The organism is Catellatospora tritici (assembly GCF_019083965.1).
GTDB classification, from domain to species: Bacteria; Actinomycetota; Actinomycetes; order Mycobacteriales; family Micromonosporaceae; genus Catellatospora; species Catellatospora tritici.
In genome coordinates, this window is sequence record NZ_JAHRCY010000034.1 from 1 (window position 1) to 19,264 (window position 19,264).

A 19,264-nucleotide genomic window follows, 5' to 3' on the forward strand; every position below is an offset into this window, starting at 1 on the left:
TCCGGGCCGTACCCGCGTACAGCCGCCGGGCCAGTTTGCGGGTCGACTCATGGGTACGGATCCGACCCAACCTCGGCAGGGTCACATGGTGGCGGGTGTCCTCGACCCGGATCGTGCCGGTGGTGAACCGCACCGACGGCACCACCCGGCGACGCGACTTGAACCGCGGAAACCCGACCCTGGGCCCGGCGCGGCGGCCACTGCGCGAGGCCGACCAGTTGCCCAACGCCCGCGCCAGACCGTCCAATCCGGTGTTGTACGCCTCCTTCGAGCACTGCGCCCACCACGGCGCGACCTGCGGCTTGGCCGCGTTCCAGGCACGGCGCAGCGCGGGCAGGGTCCAACCCAACGCCGGGGTCAGCTGAGCGTCGGTCAGGCCGTAGGAGCGCTCGGCGGCGCGCTGGCCGAGGTTGGCGCGTACCGCGGCCAGGGCCCAGTTGAACGCAAACCGGCCGGCACCGGCATGCCGGTACAGGTCACGGTCCTGCGCCGGGCTCGGGTCCAGGGCGAAACGATACGCCTGCACCACCACCCCACCGGCCACATCAGACACACGGCACACGCTAGACACCGGGTACGACAACACCCGCCACCACCTGCCGGACATTACCCACGCCGAGTACGCCAACGACCACTGGAGCACGCGACAGCTCACTCAACCGTCAGCAGTTGGCAGCCCCACCCGCCCGGCGTCAGCTGACCGATGCTCAGCCCGGTCAGCGCGGTGATCTCGGCCGCGTCGTCGATCCGCTGCGCCGAGCCTAGGCGGCGAACAGCCGGTCGAGGTGATACTTCAGGACGGCCAGTGCCGCGTCGCCGTCCCGCTGGCCGCCGAGCACACTGGAGCCGAGCCCGTTCGTCAGGGCGAGCAGACCGGCGGCGACCGTCCTGGAATCCGGCGCCGAGGACACCCCGGCTGCCTCCAACTGCCTGGCCAGAAAGCGTTCCAGCGCGTCGGGATAGGTCGCTCCGTGGGCGACGGCCAGATCCGGCTCGGCCAGTACGAGGGTGTAGTACGCCGTGTAGGTACGCGTGATCCGGCGGCTCTCCTCGTCGGTCGGCAGGATCGCGGTGAGCGTGCCGTAGACCATCCCGGCCGGAGTCGGCGGCGAACCGAGAGCGCGGATGTGCTGCTCCACGCGGGCCGACAGCTGCTCGCCCAGGTATGCCAGGGCGGCGAGCAGGAGGTCGTTCTTGCCCTGGAAGTAGTACTGAACCAGCCGTAGCGACACCCCGGCCTCGGCCGCGACCTCCCGCATGCTGGCCGACTGCAGGCCTTTCGTATGGGCGATCCGCAGCAGCGCCTCGCCGATCTCACGGCGGCGCACCTCATGGTCGACTCGTCTCGGCACACTTTGATGATACATTTGTACCATGAAAACGGTGGGAGGCTTCACCAGCGAAAACGCCCGCACAAGATTCCTGACCGACTACGGTCGAGCTCTCGACCGCCGCTGGCCCGGACGTTCCACGGTGGACGTGCCGACAGAGTTCGGCACCACCCGCGTCTACACCTGCGGCCCCGACGATGGCGTGCCGGCGGTGCTGCTACCCGGAGCGGGCGGCAACGCCCTGATGTGGCACCGCTACGTGTCCGAGCTCGGACGGCACCGGCGCGTCATCGCGGTGGACCCCGTGGGCGACCCCGGCGGCTCCACCCAGGACCGGCCGATCGACGGTGCCGAGCACATGTCGCAGTGGCTCGGCGAGGTCCTCACGGGGCTGGACGTCCGTCGCGCGCACTTCATCGGCTGCTCGTACGGCGGCTGGACCGCCCTGCAGTACGCGATCCGCAACCCGACCGCCGCAGCCTCGCTCACCCTGCTCGACCCGGCGGGCTTCGGCAAGGTCAGCGGCCGGTTCATCGCCTGGGTGGTGCTCGGCGGCCTCGCCGGCCTGAGCCCCCGACCGGTGCGCCACCGGGCGGCTGGTTGGTTGCGCAACGCGACGCTGCGCGACGACGACGTGATGGGCCTGGCCACCGCCATGATGGGCTTCCGGCGGCGCCTGCCGGTCCCGCCCCCGCTGACCGACGAGGAGCTGCGGCAGCTCACGACGCCGACGCTGGTGCTGCTCGGCGAGCGCAGCCAGCTCTACGACGCGGCCGCTGTGGCGCGCAGGATCCGGACCCTGACCTCGGCCGAGGTGGCCCTCGTGCCGGGTGTCGGCCACGACCTGCCGATGAACTGCCCGGATCGGATCCTCGACCGGACCGGCGCCTTCCTCGACCAGCTGCGGTAGCTTCGCACGCTCTCCCCTGGCCGCAAGGACCAGCTGCATCTCGATGTCGTGGTGGGCGGTGGCCGCTCGGTCCCCGTGGCGGTCCGCCGCGAGCGAGTCGACGTCAAGGCCGCGCAGCTGGTTCAGCTCGGCGCCGCGGAGCTGAACCGGCATGCGCAGCCCGCCGAACTGACCGCCTAAACCCCGGTGGCCTGCCGCCACCGCAGCGAGCGTCCACCCGCCACCAGCATCCCGGCCGCCCCGGTCAGTGCGGACACATCGTCGGCCGGGCCAAGGTCGATCCACGGCGCCGGGCCGTCGACCGGCGGCCGGGCCAGCAGGCGGTCCCGGGTCGTGGCGAACAGCAGGCTGCTCAGCCCGGTCAGCGCGACAACCTCGGCCGCGTTGTCGATCCGCTGCCAGGCGCCGGTGCCGTCGGCCAGCGACGCCGCCGTCCGGGCCCACAACCCGCCCTGCGCGACCGCGAAGTAGGTAGCGTTCACGCAGGCCAGCGCCACCGTCCCGGCGGCGGCGTCGCCGAGGTCGCGCCACGGCGCGGGTTCGGGCACCGGATCGCGGTACACGATCCGGCCGTCTGCGGTCACGCCGAGCAACCCCAACGGCATGCCCCGGTACGCCTCCCGCGGCGACCCCAGCGCGACCAACTCCGGTGCACTGTCCGCCTCCCGCCAGCCCAGATTCTGCCCGCACAACTCGCGTACCCGCAGCACGCCGCCCGACGCCGCGAACAGCTGCCCCTCGCACGCCGCCAGCACCGCGCCGGGCACCGCCGGGCCGATCGGCTCGAACTGCGGCCCGGCAGCCTGGGTGAACCGGTCGAGGACGTTGCGGGTGATCCGGTCCACGACCGGGTCGGCCAGGGCGGCGCCCCAGTTGACGGTCGCGGCGGTGAACACGGTGCCCTGACCGAGCCGGTGCACGCCCATGGTGGCGTGACCGCCCTGGCCGTAGTGCCGCCAGTGGCGCAGGTCGGCGGTGGCCAGGATGACGAATCCGGGCGGCGTCCCGTCCCGGCCGGTCACCCGGGGCACGCCGTCGACCTCGGTGAAGTCGGCGGCGTCGGTCTCGTATCCGAGCGCGCCGCGGCCGAACTCGTCGCCGTCGCGCAGCCCGGTGCCCGCGAACACCCAGTGGTCGGCGAAGCGGACCCGGTAGGACTCCTCCCGCATCTTCACCATGTGCTCGCCCCAGGTGCCCGCCCCGCGCCGGTAGCTGACCCCGGTAAGCGCGTTCTCCGGCCGGTTGACCGGCGCGCTGGACCATTCGACGGTGGTGCGCGACGGGTCGGTGCGGGCCACCGGGTCGGCGACGGCGTCGCGGTGGCAGACCATGGTCCGGCCGCCGTCCTCGAGGCGGATCTGCCACCAGCAGGTGTTGGCGCCGAAGACGGCCAGGTTGCCGCCGCCACGTACATACGCCTCGACATGGTCGCGCATCTCCCAGGTCCAGTACTCGTCGTGGCCGTTGACGACGAGCACCCGGTGTCGCGCCAGCAGTTCAGGCTGGTCGTGCAGGTCGAGGTTGGCGCAGTACGCCACCCGCAGGCCGCTGCCGGGCAGCCAGCGGATCAGCCCGTGCTCCCACTCCTGCGGCGGCGGACCGCCGCCCGGCCGGTCGAACCCGACCCGCGCCGCCCGCGTCGGCTCCTCGGCGTAGTAGAGGCCCTGCCCCGGCTCACCGGCCCGGTTGTACGCCTGCCAGGTCAGAAACGGCACCGACACGAGCACCTCGGCGTCGCCGGTGCCGCGCACGACGAAGTGCACGTCGGCGTCGGGACTGTCGGCGACCGTCGAGGCGGCGCGGCCGTCACCGCGGAACGCGGCCCGATACAGCGAGCTCGGCCAGCTCTCGGGCACCTCCAGTGACCAGTGCGGCCCGTCGACCGTGTCGACCAGCACGACCTGCCCCGTCGGCACGTCGATGACGGTGACGTGCCCGAGCGGGTGCGCGCGGTCCGCGCAGGCGATCACGAAGTCCAGGTTCTTACCCGGGTCGACGGCGCAGGCGCGGGCGTACGCGGTGAGCTTCATGCCGCGGCCACCCCGCCGAGCCGCGCGGGCAGCGTCGCCAGTGGTGCCGGACCGTCCACGGCCGACACCACCAGCTCCTCCATTCCCAGCGCGAACGCCCGCAGCCGCTGTGGCGGCAGGTACCGGGTGTCACCGGTGACCTGGTAGGTCAGGGCCGGGCCGTCGGCGGTCACGTGCGCGCAGAACCGGCAGCCGACCAGCGGCTGCGGCGACGCCCAGGTGAACACGGTCGCGGCTCGGGCCGCGCGGACCTGGTCGGCGGTCGGCGGCACTCCGGGCGGCAGGTCGACCAGGCGCATGTCGTTGAAGCAGCACATCGGGTGGACCGTCTCGCCCCGCTCGGCACTCACCCGCGCCAGGGTGGCGTCCAGCGCGGCCTGGTCGTAGTAGCCGGACCGGTAGGCACGCAGGCTCTCGCGCCACGCGGGACGGATCAGGTCGGCGAAGTCCGCGGCGGCGGTGTCCAGGGTGAACAGGCCCTCCTGGGACAGGGTCGCCACCAGGTCGCGCCGCGACGGGTCGAAGCGGTTGCCGACGATGGTCAGCACCGCCGCCCGGTCCCCGGCGCCGTCCGCACTGACCAGGGCCGCGGTCGCGGCGAGCAGCACCGACGACACGCTGGTCCGGTGCCGGGCGGCGAGCGCGGCGGCGGCCAGGCCGAGCGCGGGCGAGGTGAGCCGTCCGACCCACCAGCGCACCGGCTGGGGTTCGGCGCGCGGGGTCGGGAACATGCTCGACGGCAGGGCCAGGTAGGCGTCGCGCCAGGCGGCCACGACGCGTTCGCTGCGGTCCCGCCCGGCCGCCGAGGTTTCCTCCTGGCTGATCGCGGCCGGGTCGCCCGGCACCGGGCCGGCACGGCCAAGCAGCGCCAACCGGACGTCGCGGACCAGGATGTCGGCGCCGTGACCGTCGGTGGCCAGGTGGCACAGGGCCAGCACGACCCAGGCCACGGCCGCGTCGACGAGCACGACCCCGAGCCGCACCGGCGGTTCGGTGCCGTAGCCGAACGCGGTCGCGGCCAGCTCCTCGGCGAGCCCGGCGGCGGCCTGGGCGGCGGCGGACTCGTCTGCGGCGGTGACGACACGCACCGGCACCTCAGCGCTCGCCGTGATCTCCTGCTGGACCGGCGCGCCCGGCCGCACCGGCTCGTCTGTCCGCTGGTCGTCGTCGGAGCCGGTGGCGTGCGCGGACGCGGTGGCGGGTGGTGCCGACAGCGCCAAGAGCCGGGTACGCAGCGTGGGGTGGCCGCTCAGCGCCCTGCCGATCCGGTCCAGCGCGTCGTCGACGGCCAGTGGGCGGCACTTGTCCGGTGGCACGAGCACCCGGGTCAGGTTGAAGTAGTGGTCGTTGGGCGCGGTGCGGCCGATCGCGGCCCAGATGGCGTACTGCCCCCAGGTCAGCGGCCCGGCCGCGACCGGCGCACCGCGCACCGTCACCGCCGTCATGAGACGCCCCGCTCGCGCAGATGCGCGGCCAGGCTCGCGATGGTGTCCAGGTAGGACACGTCGTCGTCGAGGTCGAGTGCGACGCCGTAGCTGCGCTCGACGGCGTTGATCAGCCGCAGGAACCCCAGCGAGGTGAGGCCGAGCAGCCCGAGCGAGCGCGGTTCGGCCAGCGCTTCGGCGGCGGTGACCGCTCCTTCGCTGGCCTGGGCGACCAGTTCGGCGAGGCCGGTCTCGAGCGTGGTCGCGGCGGTCATGCGCGCTCCCCCAGCAGTTCCTCGATCGAGGCGACGACGCCCTCGATGGTCGGGGTGTCGAAGAAGACGTCGAAGGGCACCTCGACGTCGTACGCGTCGCGGACCCGGGCGGTGATCTGGGTGATGGTCAGCGAGTGCCCGCCGAGGTCGAACAGGGTGTCGTCGGGGGCGATGTCGTCGATGCGCAGCACCTCGCACCAGATCGCGGTGACCTCGGCGACCAGGTCACCGGCGGGCGCGGGCACGCCGTCGGGGGCGGGCACGCCGTCGGGGGCGGCGGCGCAGGCACCGTCGAGGTCGTCAACCGGGTCGGCGGCGAGCGCGGGCGGTTCGGGCAGCGCCTTGCGATCCAGCTTGCCGTTCGGAGTGAGCGGCAGCCGGTCGAGCCAGACATACTGGCCGGGCATCATGTAGCGGGGCAGGGTGCCCGACAGGTGCCGCCGGATCTCCGGCAGGTCACCGGCGCCGACCAGGTACGCGACCAGGGTGCAGCCGCGTACCGCGACGGCGGCCTGGCCGACGCCCGGGGCGCCGAGCAGCGTCTGCTCGATCTCGCCGAGCTCGATGCGGTGCCCGCGCAGTTTGATCTGGTCGTCGACCCGGCCCAGGAACTCGACCTGCCCGTCGGCACCCAGCCGCACCAGGTCCCCGGTGCGGTAGAGCCGCCGCCCGGCCACGGTCACGAACTTCTGTTCGGTCAGCTCCGGGCGGCCGCGATAGCCCCGCGCCAGGCCCGCCCCACCGATGCACAGCTCCCCGGGCACACCGGGCGGCAGCGGGCGCAGCGACTCGTCGAGCACGTGCAGGGTCGTGTTGGCCAGCGGGCCGCCGATGGTGATCCGCTGCGGGTCGGCGGCGATCTCGGCGGCGGTGGACCAGATGGTGGTCTCGGTCGGGCCGTACACGTTGACCAGCCGCGTGGTGCGTTCGCGCAGCCGCTGGGCCAGCCGGAGCGGCAGCGGCTCGCCGCCGCACAGCGCCGTGATCGGCGCCCCGGCGAAGTCGGCGTCCAGCAGCATCCGCCAGGTCGACGGGGTCGCCTGTACGTGGGTGGCGCCGCTGTCCCGGATGAGCCGGTCCAGGGCTACGCCCTCGCGGGTGGCCGCGTCCGGCGCGACGAGCACGCACGCCCCGGTGGTGAGCGGCAGGAACAGTTCCAGCCCGCTGATGTCGAACGACAGCGAGGTCAGGTTGAGCCAGCGGTGCGCCGGGTCGGTGCCCAGCAGCTCACCCATGGCCGCGATGAGGTTGGCCAGCGCGGCGTGTCCGATCTCGACGCCCTTCGGTCGACCGGTCGACCCCGACGTGTAGATCGCGTACGCGAGCGCGTCCGGGTCACCGCTGCTGCGCGGGGCGGTGACGGGCTCGTCGGTGAACGCGGCCAGCCCGTCCAGCGGCAGCACCTCCAGGGGGCCGCCGGTGTGGCCGAGGATCACCTTGGCCCCGGCGTCGGCGGCGATGAACTCCAGCCGCGCCTGCGGGTACGACGGGTCCAGCGGCAGGTACGCCGCCCCGGCCGCGAGGATGCCCAGCACCCCGACGACCAGCTCGGTGCTCCGCTTGGCACACAGGCCGACCAGGTCACCGTCGGCGACGCCCCGGGCGCGCAGACCGTGGCCGACCCGGTGTGCGGCGTCGACCAGCTGCCGGTAGGTCAGCTCGCCGTCGGTGCCGGACACGGCGGGTGCGTCGGGGGTGCGGTCGGCCTGCTCGCGTACCAGGTCCAGCACGGTCGCGGCGCGGCGCGGCCGGGTGGTGGCGTTGCCTGCCGCGACCGCGGTCAGCTCCGGCGCGGTGAGCAGGTCCAGGTCGCCGAGAGGGCGGTCCGGCTCGGCCAGGGCCGAGGCGAGCAGGGTGCGCAGGTGTCCGGCGATCCGCTCGGCCGCGATCGGGTGGCGGGCGGGCACGTGCACCGATCCGGTGAGGCCGTCGGCGGCGTCGACCAGTTGCAGGTGCAGCGCGGTGCGTACCACCGGCGGTGTGAGCAGCCAGTGCACGGCGGCAGTGCTGTCCGCGCGGCGTCGGTAGCTGATCGACACGGGCGCGAGCGCGACCCGGGGCGCCAGTCCGGGCACCGCCCGACCGAGCGGCACCTCACGATGGCCGTAGACGGCGCGGGCCTCGGCCCGTACGGCGCGGGCGAGGTCCACCCAGGACCGGTCGAGGTCGGCGGCGACGCTGACGGGCAGCTCGTTGACCCACATGCCGATCTCACCCGCCAGCTCGGGGGTGCGGGTGCTCAGGTCGACCGCGACCGAGGTGGTGGCGTTGCCGTAGCGGGCCAGCACCGCGTGCACCGCGGCCAGCAGCAGCTCGAACCGGGTCAGCCCCAGTGTGTGCGCGCTCGCGGTCAGTGCCGCGTCGAGGTCGGCGCCGAGTGCGAACGGCACTCGGGCATCCGGTTCGGCGGTGGTGACCGCCCCGGTCGCGTACGGCAGCACGACCTCGTCGGCGGGCGCCGGTCGCGCCGCCCAGAACTCGCGCGCGGTCGGGGTCGCCGCGGCGATCCGCGCGGCCTGCCCGCGGGCCGCGTCGCCGAGCAGGTCGAGCGACCCTGCCGCCAGCGCCCGCCCGTCGTACGCGGCGAGCAGGTCGGCGACCAGGACGTCCTTGGACGCCCCGTCGAACACCAGGTGGTGTGCGACGACCAGTACGGTCGTCCGGTCGGTGCCGTGCAGCGCGGTGCACCGGGCCAGCGGCCCCTCGGCCAGGTCGAACGGGCGGCCCAGCTCGGCGGCGACGGCGGTGCCGGAGTCGGCGGCACGGTGGTCGACCGGCGCGGGCGGCACCTGCCGCAGCAGCGGTTCGCCGCCGTGGTCGGTCACGGCCACGGCCAGCGCGGGATGGCGCGTGACGACCTCGGCCCAGGCCCGGTCGAGCCGGGCGGGGTCCGCCGGGCCGGGCAGGGTGACCGCGACCGCCAGCCGGTAGGCGGTGTCGGCGGCGCCGACCCGTTCGGTGAACCAGACGCCCTGCTGGGCGAGGGTGACGGGGATGCCGTCCAGTGCCTGGGTCATGGGATTGATCCCTCCTGGTCGGGCCGGTCGGTGAACAGGGCCCGGAGCTGGTGCTTGACGACCTTGCCCCCGGCGTTGCGGGGCAGTTCGGTGACGTGGGCGAGGCGGCTGGGCTGCTCGTGGGCGGCCAGCCGGGTGGACAGGAACGTGCGTATCTCGGGCAGCGACAGCAGCCGGTCGGCGACCACGACCGCGGCGACCACCTTGCCGAGCACCGGGTCGGGCAGGCCGAGCACGGCCGCGTCGGTGATCTCCGGGTGCTCGTGCAGGGCCGCCTCGACGGCGACGGTGGACACCTTGTCCGCGCCGCTCTTGATGACGTCGCTCTCCCGGTCGGCCAGGTACAGGTAGCCGTCCTCGTCGAGGTGGCCGACGTCGCCCATCCGGGTCCAGCCGTCACGGAACACGTGCCGGGTCGCGTCGGGATCGTCGTGGTAGGACCGCGCGGTTCCGGCGGCGCGCAGCCACACCTCGCCGACGGTGCCGGGCGGGCACGGGATGCCGTCGGGGGCCAGGATGCGCAGCTCGCCGCCGCCGGTGGCCTTGCCGAGCGCGGCGGGCCGGTCGGGGTGGAACACCATGCTGGTCTGCGTCGGCGCGGCCTCGGTGGAGGTGTAGTAGTTGACGATTGTCGCCTTGGGCAGCGCGGCCGCCAGCCCCGCCGCGATCGCCGGGGGCAGCGCGGCGGCGGTCGAGCCGAGCAGCACCACGCTGGACAGGTCGTGCTCGGCCAGGGCGCCGGAGTGCAGCAGCTCGATCGCCATCGCGGGCACCACGAACGCGCTGCCGACCCGGCGTTCGGCGATGAGCCGGGCGAAGTGCGGGGCGGCGAACCGGGCCGTGGCCAGCATGCCCGCGTGCGCGTCGAGGGCGTTGAGCAGCATGGTCTGTCCGGCGTTGGTGCCGATCGGGAACGCGTGCAGAAACTGCCTGGAGTGGGCCAGGCGGCGTAGCGGTGGGTCGATCCGGCAGCCGTGGGTGAGGTTGGCATGGACGGCGGTGACGCCCTTGGGGCGGCCGGTGGTGCCGGAGGTGTAGAGGATCTGGGCGGGGGCGGCCGGGTCGGGGCCGAGTAGCGGGTCGGCGTCGGGCAGGGCGGCGACGGCGGCGGGGTCCCATACCAGCGGAATCGGGGTGTCCGGCAGGACCGCGTCCGGGCCGTGCAGGACCGCGACCGCGCCGCTGTGGCGCAGCATGTAGTCCAGTTCGGCGGCGGCGTTGCGGGTCGACAGCGGCACCGCGACGGCACCGGCGGCGAGCACCCCGGTGTAGGCGGTGGCGTAGGCGATCCAGTCGCGGGCGCCGTACACCAGCGCGACCCGGTCCCCCGGCCGAACGCCCGCGGTGCGCAGCCCGGCCGCGACGGCCTGGGTGCGCCGCTGCCACGTGGCCAGGTCCAGCGTCGCCGACCCCTGGGTGATCGCGACGTGTTCGGGCTGGGTCCGGGCCCGTGCCGCCAGCAGCTGCGGCACGGTCAGCGGTGCCCGCCCGGCGGCTCGCGCGGCGGCCCTGGCCGCGGCGATGGCGCTCATGCCGCCGCTCCGGCGCGGACGGCGCCGCGGCTCGGCGCGCTCACGCGGTCACCCGCTCGGCTTCGCCGACCACGGAACGGTCGAGGTCAGCGGCTTCGCGGCGGCGGATCTCCTCCAGTCCGAACTGGTCGTCGGGCCGGGCGTCGGGCACCTCGTCGTCGAACCGCTTGATGGCTCGGATCCGCATGGACACCAGCACCACGGCCGCGATGCAGACCGCGAGGATCAGGTACAGCAGTCCGATGCCGCGCCCCGCGCCGGTGCCGATGATCCGTCCGAGCGTCCCGGCCAGCGGCCCGTCGTCGGCCATCAGCGGCTCCAGCAGGCTCGACCCGACCGGCCCGACCAGCGTCCAGCCCAGCGGCAGCGTCGACCAGGCGATCACCGTGTTGATCGCGAACACCCGGCCGTGGAACCGCTGCGGCACCTTGACCTGCACGATGGTGGTGTAGACGCCGTTGAGCAGCACCAGCCACATCGAGATGCCGAACGAGCCGATCGCGATCACCCACAGCGTCGGCCGCAACCCGATGATCAGGCAGAACGCCGCCAGCACCAGGGTGCAGCACAGTACGGTGAACAGCCGCCGGTGCCGCGGCCCGCCCCAGAAGCTCATCGTCAGCCCGCCCAGGAACGCCCCGACCCCGCCCGCGACCGACACCTGCGCCACCTGGTCCATGCCCGCGAACGCGAGCACCAGCGGTGTCATCATCATGAACAGCGGCGACAGGAAGATGTTGAGCGCCATGAAGAACGTCAGCATCGACCGGAACCCGCGGTTGCCCCAGGAGAACCGGAACCCCTCGCGGATCTCGGCGGACAGGCTCTCCCGCCGCTTCCAGGCCAGGGTGCGCGGGAACCGCACCAGCAGCACGATCGCGATCGCGGCGGCGTAGCTGAGCACGTCGATGACCAGGATGCCGCCGAGGTCGATCACCGCCAGCAACGCCACCGACAGCATCGGCATCATGATGGTGGCGACGCCGCCGATCATCTGCACGACCCCGTTGGCGTGCCCGAGGTACTGCTTGGGCACCAGCTGCGGGATCGCCGACCCGTACGCCAGGCGCTGGAACGTCAGCGACACCGACAGCAGCGCGATCAGCGGGTAGATGTGCCACACCTGCAGCGACCCGGTCCACAGCAGCACCCCGAGCAGCAGCTGGGTGCCGCCCGCGCCGACGTCGCCGCAGAGCATCACCAGGCGTCTGCTGTACCGGTCGACGATCGCCCCGGCCACCGGCAGCACCACCAGGCCCGGGATCAGTCCGGCCACGGCCAGCAGCGCGAAGTTCAGCAGCGATCCGGTCTCGTTCAGCACCCACAGTGGCAGGGCCACGTCGGTCAGCGTCGAGCCGAGGATCGAGATGAGCTGTGCGAACGCGACGACCAGGAACCGGCTCATGCTCGGCTGCGGCCCGGTCACGGCGACCCGACCGGGCGCGCGCGACGTGGCGTGCAGCCACCAGCTGGCCCGCTCACCCCGGCCCTCCCGCGTCAACGGCGCGGGCTGCTCGGCCTTGACCGCCGGGTCGACCGTGGTCACGATCTCGGCGAGCTCGTCGGCCCGCCACTTGAGGAAGAAGTGCCCGGCCTCGTCGAGGACCACCACGGCCGCGTCGTCGGTGAGGAAGTGCCATTCGGTGAAGCGCTCGGGGTAGAACTCGGTCGCCGGGTCGCGTTCGCCCGCGACGCTGATGATCGGGGCGCGCAGCCGGTCGGTGCCGGTGTGCATCAGCTCGGTGAAGTACGCCTCGGCGCTGTCGGAGTCGCGGCGCATGTTGCGGATGATCTGGCGGGCCTGGCCGGGTTCGATGTCGCTCATGTCGACGCCCATCGAGGTCAGCCAGTTCGCGTACGCCTTGTCCGAGCGCAGCGACTCCATCCGGGTGATGCGCGACAGGGCCATCCACACCCTGCTGCGCGGCCGGGCGAACGGGAAGATCGCGCCGATGTAGACGGCGTCGAGGTCACGTCCGCGCTGCTCCAGCCTGCGGGCGATCTCGACGGTGAGTGCTGAGCCGACACCGCAGTGGCCGTACAGCGCGACCGGGCCGGTGACCCTCTCCATGATCTCGACGGTGCAGCGTTCGGCGAGTTCGTCGAAGGGCAGCGCGTCCTCGTCCAGGCCGATGTCGTGGCCGGGGATGGCGACGGAGAACAGCCGGTGCCCGGCGGGCAGGGCGTCGGCCAGGGGCTGGTAGACCACGGCGCTGCCGCCGCCGTATGGGACGCAGACGAGGCTGCGCACCAGTCGCCCGGTCGGCACGGGTCGGGTCAGCTCGTGCACCAGGGCCCGGGGTCCGCGCTGGTCGGCGGGCACGTCCACGAGCGCGGCGAGTTCGCGTACGGTCCGGTTCTTGAACAGGTCCATCACGGACACGCCCGCCCCGGCGGCCCGGCGCAGTTTCGCGATGACCTGCGTGGCCAGCAGCGAGTGCCCGCCCAGGTCGAAGAAGTCGTCGTCGCGGCCGATCGTCTCCAGGTCGAGCACCTCGGCCCAGATCCCGGCGACGGTGACCTCGGTCGGGGTGGCCGGTGCCTCGAACGCGGCGTTGGCGTCGCGGCCTCGCTGCGGGGCGGGCAGCGAGCGCCGGTCGAGCTTGCCGCTGGGGGTCAGCGGCAGTTTGTCGAGCCGGACGTACGCGGTGGGCACCATGTAGTCGGGCAGGCGCCGCTTGAGCGCGGCGCGCAGCTCGGCGGTGTCGGGTTCGGCGGTGTCGGGTTCGGCGGTGTCGGGTTCGGCGGCGGCAACCAGGTACGCCGCCAACCGCTTGTCGCCGGGGCTGTCCTCACGCACGATCACGGCGGCTTCGCGTACGCCTGGCTGGTCGCGCAGCGCCGCCTCGATCTCGCCCAGCTCGATGCGCAGCCCGCGCAGCTTCACCTGACCGTCGATGCGGCCGAGGAAGTCGATGGTCCCGTCGGGCCGCCAGCGGGCCAGGTCGCCGGTGCGGTAGAGCCGCTGTCCGGAAAGTCCGGTGACGAACTTCTCGGCGGTCAGCTCGGGCCGGTTCAGGTAGCCGTGCGCCAGCCCCACCCCGGCCAGGTGCAGCTCGCCCGGCACACCGACGGGCAGTGGCTCACCGTGCTCGTCGAGCACGTACACGCGGATGTTGTCGATCGGCGCGCCGATCGGCACCCTTGCCTGCCCGGCCAGCCCGTCGACCGTGCAGTGGTACGCGGTCACGTCGATCGCGGCCTCGGTGGGGCCGTACAGGTTGTGCAGCTCGGCACCGGGCAGCGCGGCCAGGGTCCGCAGCGCCAGGTCGACGGGCAGCTCCTCGCCACTGCACACGATCCGCCGCAGGCTGGTGCACGCCCCGATGCCGGACTCGGCCAGGAACATGCCCAGCATCGACGGCACGAAGTGCAGCGTCGTCACACCCTCGGCCACGACCAGGTCCCGCAGGTACGCGGCGTCCTTGTGCCCGCCCGGCCGGGCCAGTACCAGCCGCGCGCCGGTCAGCAGCGGCCAGAAGAACTCCCACACCGACACGTCGAACCCGGCGGGTGTCTTCTGCAGGACCGTGTCGGCGCCGGTCAGCCCGTAGCGCCGCTGCATCCAGTGCAGGCGGTTGACGATGCCCCGGTGCCCGTTCAGCACCCCCTTCGGGCGTCCGGTCGAGCCGGACGTGTAGATCGCGTACGCGACGTCGTCCGGCCCGGCCAGCGGCTCGGGCGCCGTGTCGGGCGCGTCGGCCCAGGTCGCGGGATCGTCGAGGGCCAGCACCGGCCGTCCGGTCGGCGCGAGCACATCCCGGGCCGCCCCGGCCGTCAGCACCGCGGCCACGTCGGCGTCGTCGAGCATGAACGCCAGCCGGTCGGCCGGATACTCCGGGTCCAGCGGCAGGTACGCCGCCCCGGAGATCATCGTGCCGAGCAGGGCGGCGACCAGCTCGTGGCTGCGCTCGGCGCAGACGGCGACCAGCCGTCCCGGCCCGGCGCCGTGCTCGCGCAGCCGGTGCGCGACACGGTGCGCACGGCCGAGCAGCTCGCCGTAGCTGATCGTGGCGCCCTCGAACGTCAGCGCGGGCGCGTCCGGCGTCGCGGCGGCCTGCCGCTGGATCAGCCCGTGCAGGGTCTCGGTGTCGGGGAAGGGCGCTGCGGTGTCGTTCCAGCCGGTGAGCACCTGGTCGCGGGCGGCGCCGGTGACGGTCAGCAGGCGGCTCAGCGGGCGGTGCGGGTCGGCGACGACCGCCGCGAGCAGCTGCGCGAACCCGTCGGCGAGCCGGGCCACGGTGTCGGCGGTGAACAGGTCGGTGTTGTACGTGAACGACCCCCACAGCCCGTCCACGCCCTCCAGCAGCGACAGTTCCAGGTCGAACCGCGCCGCCACCGCGCGTGACCCGAACGGGGACACGCTCAGCCCGCTGGCCGAGGCCCGGCCTGGCGAGGTGTAGTTCTGCAGCGCGAACACGACCTGGAAGACCGCCGAGCGGCCCACGTCGCGGACCACGTTCAGCTCGGTGATCAGCTGCTCGAAGGACAGGTCCTGGTGGGCGTACCCGTCCAGGGTCGCCTCCCGTACCCGGGCCAGCAGTTGCGCGAACGTCGGGTCGCCGGCGGCGTCGATCCGGGTCACCAGCATGTTGACGAACATGCCGATCAGCGGTTCCAGCTCGGGATGGGTCCGCCCGGCCTGCGGCGAGCCCACCGCGAAGTCGTCGGCGCGGGCGTGCCGGGCCAGCACCGCCGCGTACGCGGCCAGCAGCGTCATGTAGAGCGTCGCGCCGTGCTCGCGGGCCAGCCGCTGCAACGCCCCGACCAGTTCCCCGTCCAGTGTGACGCCGTGCGCGGCACCGGCGAACGTCTGCTCGACCGGGCGCGGGAAGTCGGTGGGCAGGTCCAGCGGCGGCACCCCGGCCAGGCGCTCGCGCCAGAACGCCACGTCGCGGGCGTGCGCGCCGTCGGCGACCCGAGACCGCTGCCAGCGGGCGAAGTCGCCGTACTGCACTGGCAGCGGCGGCAACGGGTCCGGGCCACCCGCCGCGATGGCGTCGTACAGCGCGACCAGTTCGCCGACGAGCACGTCGACCGACCAGCCGTCGCAGACCATGTGGTGCACCGCGAGCATCAGCACGTGCTCGTCGGCGCCGAGTCGGTAAAGGGCCGCGCGGACGAGCGGCCCGACAGCCAGGTCGAACGGCTCGGCCAGCCGCGTCTGCACCGCCCGGTGCACGTGCTCCTCCCGCGCCGCCGCGTCGTCACCCGCCGCGTCGAGCACTACGAGATCGACGTGGACGGTCTCGTCGAGGTGCAGCACCGGCTCGCCGTCGACGGTGGCCCCGAACCGCATGCGCAGGCTCTCGTGCCGGGCCGCGACCGCGTCCAGCGCCGCCCCGAGCACCGCCGGGTCGAGGCCGCCGCGCACCCGCAGCACGACCGGAATCGTGTACGCGGCCGTGCCCGGCGCGAACTGCTCCATGAACCACAGCCGCTCCTGCGCGTGCGACAGCGGCACCGGCGCGCCCGCGGGCCTGGCCGTGATCGCGGCCGGGGCGGTGGCGGCGGTCTGCCGCAGCCGCGCCGCCAGCAGCGAACGCTTCGTCGCCGACAGCGTGGCGGCCTGCGGGGTCTCGGCGACGTCGGTCACGGTGCTCCCTGTCCCGCCGCGGCGAGTTGCGCCGCGGCCTCTTCCTCGGTGAGGCGGTCGATCTCGGCGACCAGCGCCTGCTCGACGGCGTCGGCGAACCCGGCGACGGTGGGCCGGTCGAACAGCGACCGGATGGGCAGGTCCAGGTCGACGGTGGCGCGCAGCCGGGCGATGACCCGGGTGGCCAGCAGCGAGTGCCCGCCGAGGGCGAAGAAGTCGTCGTGCGCCCCGGCCCGCTCGATCGGCAGCAGTTCGGCGAAGATGCCCGCGACCAGCGCCTCGGCGTCGGTACGCGGCGCGACGTAGTCGGCGCGCGCCTCGTCCCCGATCGTCACCGGCGGCAGGGCGCGCAGGTCGACCTTGCCGTTGCGGGTCAGCGGCAGCTCCGCCAGCACCACGATCACGCTGGGCACCAGCAGCGCGGGCAGCCGCTCGGCGGCGAAGGCGCGCACCTCTTCGGCGCAGACCGGGCCGGTGACGTATCCGACCAGGGTGTCGTCCACTGCGACCACGGCCGCCTGACCGACGTCCGGGTGTCCGGTGAGGACGGCCTCGACCTCGCCCGGCTCGATGCGCACGCCGCGGACCTTCAGCTGCCGGTCGACGCGGCCGAGGAACTCCAGCACCGGCTCGTCGCGGCGCCAGCGGACCCGGTCACCGGTGCGGTACATCAGACCCGGCCCGTACGGGTCGGACCCGAACCGCTCGGCGGTCAGGTCGGGGCGGCCCAGGTAGCCCTCGGCCAGCCCCGCCCCGGCCAGGCACAGCTCCCCCGCCGCGCCGGGCGGCACCAGGCGCCCGAACCGGTCCAGCACGTACGCGCGTACCCCGGCCAGCGGGCGGCCGATCGGCGGACGGCGGCGCGTGTCGGCTGCGCCGAGGTCGGCGGCGGTGGCGATGATCGTCGCCTCGGTCGGGCCGTACGTGTTGACCAGGCGGACGCGGTCGCCGTGGCGGTCCCGCCACGTCGCGACGGCCGCGGCGGCGACCTGCTCGCCACCGAGGATCACCAGCCGCAGTGCGGCGGGCCACGCGGGCACCACGTCCAGCAGCGCCTGCCAGTACGCGGTGGGCAGGTCCAGCACCGTGACCGCCGGGTCGGCGGCGAGCAGCTCGGGCAGCGACTGCGGCCCGTCGGGCAGCAGCACCAGGGTGCCGCCGACGGCCAGGGTCGGCCAGATCTCCTCGGCGTGGGTGTCGAACCCGACGCCCGCGAACTGCACCACCCGGTCGGCGGCGGTCAGGCCGTAGTCGGCCGCCATCCAACCCGTCCGGTCGTCCAGCGCCTGCCGTCCCACCAGCACCGCCTTTGGGGTGCCCGTCGAGCCGGAGGTGAACAGCACGTACGCGGCGGCGGGCACCGCCGCGGGCTCGGTCGCGGCGGGTGCCACGCCGTCCGGGCCCAACACCGCCGCGACGGCGGCCTGCGCGACCATGGCGTCGCGGCGGGCGGCGGGCAGCCCCGGGTCGATCGGCACATAGCCGCACCCGGCCCGCCACACCGCCAGCAGCGACGCGACCAGCTCGGGTCCGCGCGGCACACTCACCCCGACCAGCGCGCCGGCGCTCACTCCGGCCGCCCGCAGTGCGTCGGCCAGTTCGCCGGAGCGGGTCCACAGCCCTCGGTAGGTGACCGTGTCGTTGCCGCTGCGCAGCGCGACCGCGTCGGGAGTGGAGGCGACGACCCGTTCGATCCGCGCCAGCAGCGGCGCTTGCGGTGCCAGGTCGGGTCCGGTGCCCAGGCGCAGCAGTTCGGCCCGGGTGCCGTCGTCGACCAGCGGCAGCTCGCGTACGCGGGCGTCGGGCTCGGCGAGCACCGCGTGCAGCAGCGCGGTGAACCGGTCGGCCAGCGCGTGCGCGGTGGCCGGCTCGAACAGGTCGCTGTTGTAGGTCAGCACCACGTCCATCGCGTCGGCGCCGAGCTGCACGTCCATCGCCACGTCGGTCTTGACGTGCGGGGTGCCGGAGTCGAACGCCTCGGCGGCCAGCCCGCCGAACCCGTCGGTCGCGGTCGCGGACACGTTCATGGTGGTGTGCAGGGTGAACGTGGCCTGGAACAGCGCGTTGCGGCTGAGGTCGCGGGGCAGGTTCAGTCGCGCGGTCAGCTCCTCGAACGGGATGTCCTGGTGGGCGAACGCCTCCATGAACGACCGGCGGGTCCGCAGCACCAGGTCGCGGAAGGTCACGTCGCCGGACAGGTCGGCGCGCAGCACCAGCATCCCACTGAAGTAGCCGAACACCGCCTCCAGCGCGGTGTCGTCCCGTCCGGCGACCGGGGTGCCGACGGTGAGGTCGTCCTGCCCGGACAGTTGCGCCAGGGCCAGCTCGTACAACGTCACCAGCAGCATGTACGGCGTGCAGCGCAGCTGTCGGGTGGCGGCCTGCACCGCCCGCAGGGTGTCGCCGGGGAACTCGCGCAGCACCACGCCGCCCGCTGAGGTGCGCACGGGCGGGCGCGGCCGGTCCAGCGGCAGGTCGAGCGTCGGCGGGTCGGCCAGTACGCCCGCCCAGAAGTCGAGGCCGGTGGTGGGGTCGGCGGCGCGGGCGGCGGCGTGGTCGAGGTAGCGCACCGCCGGGGCGGTCGGCTCGAGCCCGCGATAGGACTCGGTGATCTGCCGGTACAGCAGATTCATCGACCAGCCGTCGCCGACGATGTGGTGCACCACGGTGCACAGGACATGCTCGTCATCGGACAGTCGCAGCAGGCCGATCCGGATCAGGTGCCCCTGGGCCAGGTCGAACGGCCGGGCGATCAGCTCCTCGACCCGGACGCGGGCGGCGGCCCGAGGGTCGGTGGCGGCCGACAGGTCGGCGTACTCGATCGGGGTGTGGCGCGGCGGCTGGACCTGCTGGTACGGCACGCCGTGGTGGTCGCCGAAGCGGGTGCGCAGGCTCTCGTGGCGGCGGGTGGCGTCGTCGTAGGCGCGCGTCAGCAGGTCGCGGTCCAGCGGTCCGCGCAGGCGGCTGGTGGTCGAGATGTGGTACGCGGCATCGCCCGGATCGAGCCGGTCCAGGAACCACAGGCGCTGCTGCGCCGCCGTCAACAGGCCTTCTTCGGACTCGGGCATGCGTTTCCCCCGGCAACTGGCGAATGCGAGTCGGTAGGGGGCAAACGTAAAGTGCATTTCCTCCACTGGCAAGACTCTTAA

The 19,264-nt window shown here is 73.8% G+C and carries 11 protein-coding genes; 2 read left to right on the plus strand and 9 right to left on the minus strand.

What is annotated here, in order from left to right; all coding sequences use genetic code 11:
• Both KUA19_RS39340 and KUA19_RS39345 read right to left on the minus strand, forming a co-directional pair.
• On the minus strand, nucleotides 1-553 hold a 553-nt coding region (locus KUA19_RS39340; RefSeq protein ID WP_308167906.1), incomplete at its 3' end, for a helix-turn-helix domain-containing protein.
• A gap of 208 nt (nucleotides 554-761) precedes the next feature.
• Nucleotides 762-1,352, minus strand: a complete 591-nt coding sequence (locus tag KUA19_RS39345) for a TetR/AcrR family transcriptional regulator (RefSeq protein ID WP_217404632.1) — start codon at nucleotides 1,350-1,352, stop codon at nucleotides 762-764.
• A gap of 22 nt (nucleotides 1,353-1,374) precedes the next feature.
• Here KUA19_RS39345 and KUA19_RS39350 point away from each other — a divergent pair, with 22 nt between their 5' ends.
• Both KUA19_RS39350 and KUA19_RS44335 read left to right on the plus strand, forming a co-directional pair.
• Nucleotides 1,375-2,241, plus strand: a complete 867-nt coding sequence (locus tag KUA19_RS39350; protein ID WP_217404634.1) for an alpha/beta fold hydrolase — start codon at nucleotides 1,375-1,377, stop codon at nucleotides 2,239-2,241.
• A 51-nt stretch (nucleotides 2,242-2,292) separates the two neighbouring features.
• Complete coding sequence (locus KUA19_RS44335; RefSeq protein ID WP_302563757.1) at nucleotides 2,293-2,421, plus strand: hypothetical protein; 129 nt, start codon at nucleotides 2,293-2,295, stop codon at nucleotides 2,419-2,421.
• On the opposite strand, the gene KUA19_RS39355 is transcribed toward KUA19_RS44335, so the two are convergent.
• The 7 genes from KUA19_RS39355 to KUA19_RS39385 are packed head-to-tail and all read right to left on the minus strand — an operon-like array spanning nucleotide 2,418 to nucleotide 19,183.
• The gene (locus KUA19_RS39355) at nucleotides 2,418-4,271 is read right to left on the minus strand and encodes a N,N-dimethylformamidase beta subunit family domain-containing protein (RefSeq protein ID WP_217404636.1); all 1,854 of its coding nucleotides are present in this window, start codon (nucleotides 4,269-4,271) and stop codon (nucleotides 2,418-2,420) included. The genes KUA19_RS44335 and KUA19_RS39355 overlap by 4 nt on opposite strands.
• The gene (locus KUA19_RS39360; protein WP_217404638.1) at nucleotides 4,268-5,716 is read right to left on the minus strand and encodes a condensation domain-containing protein; all 1,449 of its coding nucleotides are present in this window, start codon (nucleotides 5,714-5,716) and stop codon (nucleotides 4,268-4,270) included. The genes KUA19_RS39355 and KUA19_RS39360 overlap by 4 nt, the downstream gene beginning before the upstream one ends.
• A complete protein-coding gene (locus KUA19_RS39365) occupies nucleotides 5,713-5,970 on the minus strand; it encodes a phosphopantetheine-binding protein (RefSeq protein WP_217404640.1) in 258 nt (85 codons plus the stop codon). The genes KUA19_RS39360 and KUA19_RS39365 overlap by 4 nt, the downstream gene beginning before the upstream one ends.
• On the minus strand, nucleotides 5,967-8,987 hold the full coding sequence (locus KUA19_RS39370; protein ID WP_217404642.1) for a non-ribosomal peptide synthetase: 3,021 nt from the start codon (nucleotides 8,985-8,987) through the stop codon (nucleotides 5,967-5,969). The genes KUA19_RS39365 and KUA19_RS39370 overlap by 4 nt, the downstream gene beginning before the upstream one ends.
• Complete coding sequence (locus KUA19_RS39375; protein WP_254550837.1) at nucleotides 8,984-10,519, minus strand: class I adenylate-forming enzyme family protein; 1,536 nt, start codon at nucleotides 10,517-10,519, stop codon at nucleotides 8,984-8,986. Before KUA19_RS39375 ends, KUA19_RS39370 begins: the two co-directional genes overlap by 4 nt.
• A 40-nt stretch (nucleotides 10,520-10,559) precedes the next feature.
• Nucleotides 10,560-16,115 carry a non-ribosomal peptide synthetase/MFS transporter gene (locus tag KUA19_RS39380; RefSeq protein ID WP_308167907.1) on the minus strand — a complete coding sequence of 1,852 codons (5,556 nt, stop codon included), beginning with the start codon at nucleotides 16,113-16,115 and terminating at the stop codon, nucleotides 10,560-10,562.
• Nucleotides 16,112-19,183 carry a non-ribosomal peptide synthetase gene (locus KUA19_RS39385; protein WP_217404644.1) on the minus strand — a complete coding sequence of 1,024 codons (3,072 nt, stop codon included), beginning with the start codon at nucleotides 19,181-19,183 and terminating at the stop codon, nucleotides 16,112-16,114. Before KUA19_RS39385 ends, KUA19_RS39380 begins: the two co-directional genes overlap by 4 nt.
• Nucleotides 19,184-19,264: the final 81 nt, after the last annotated feature.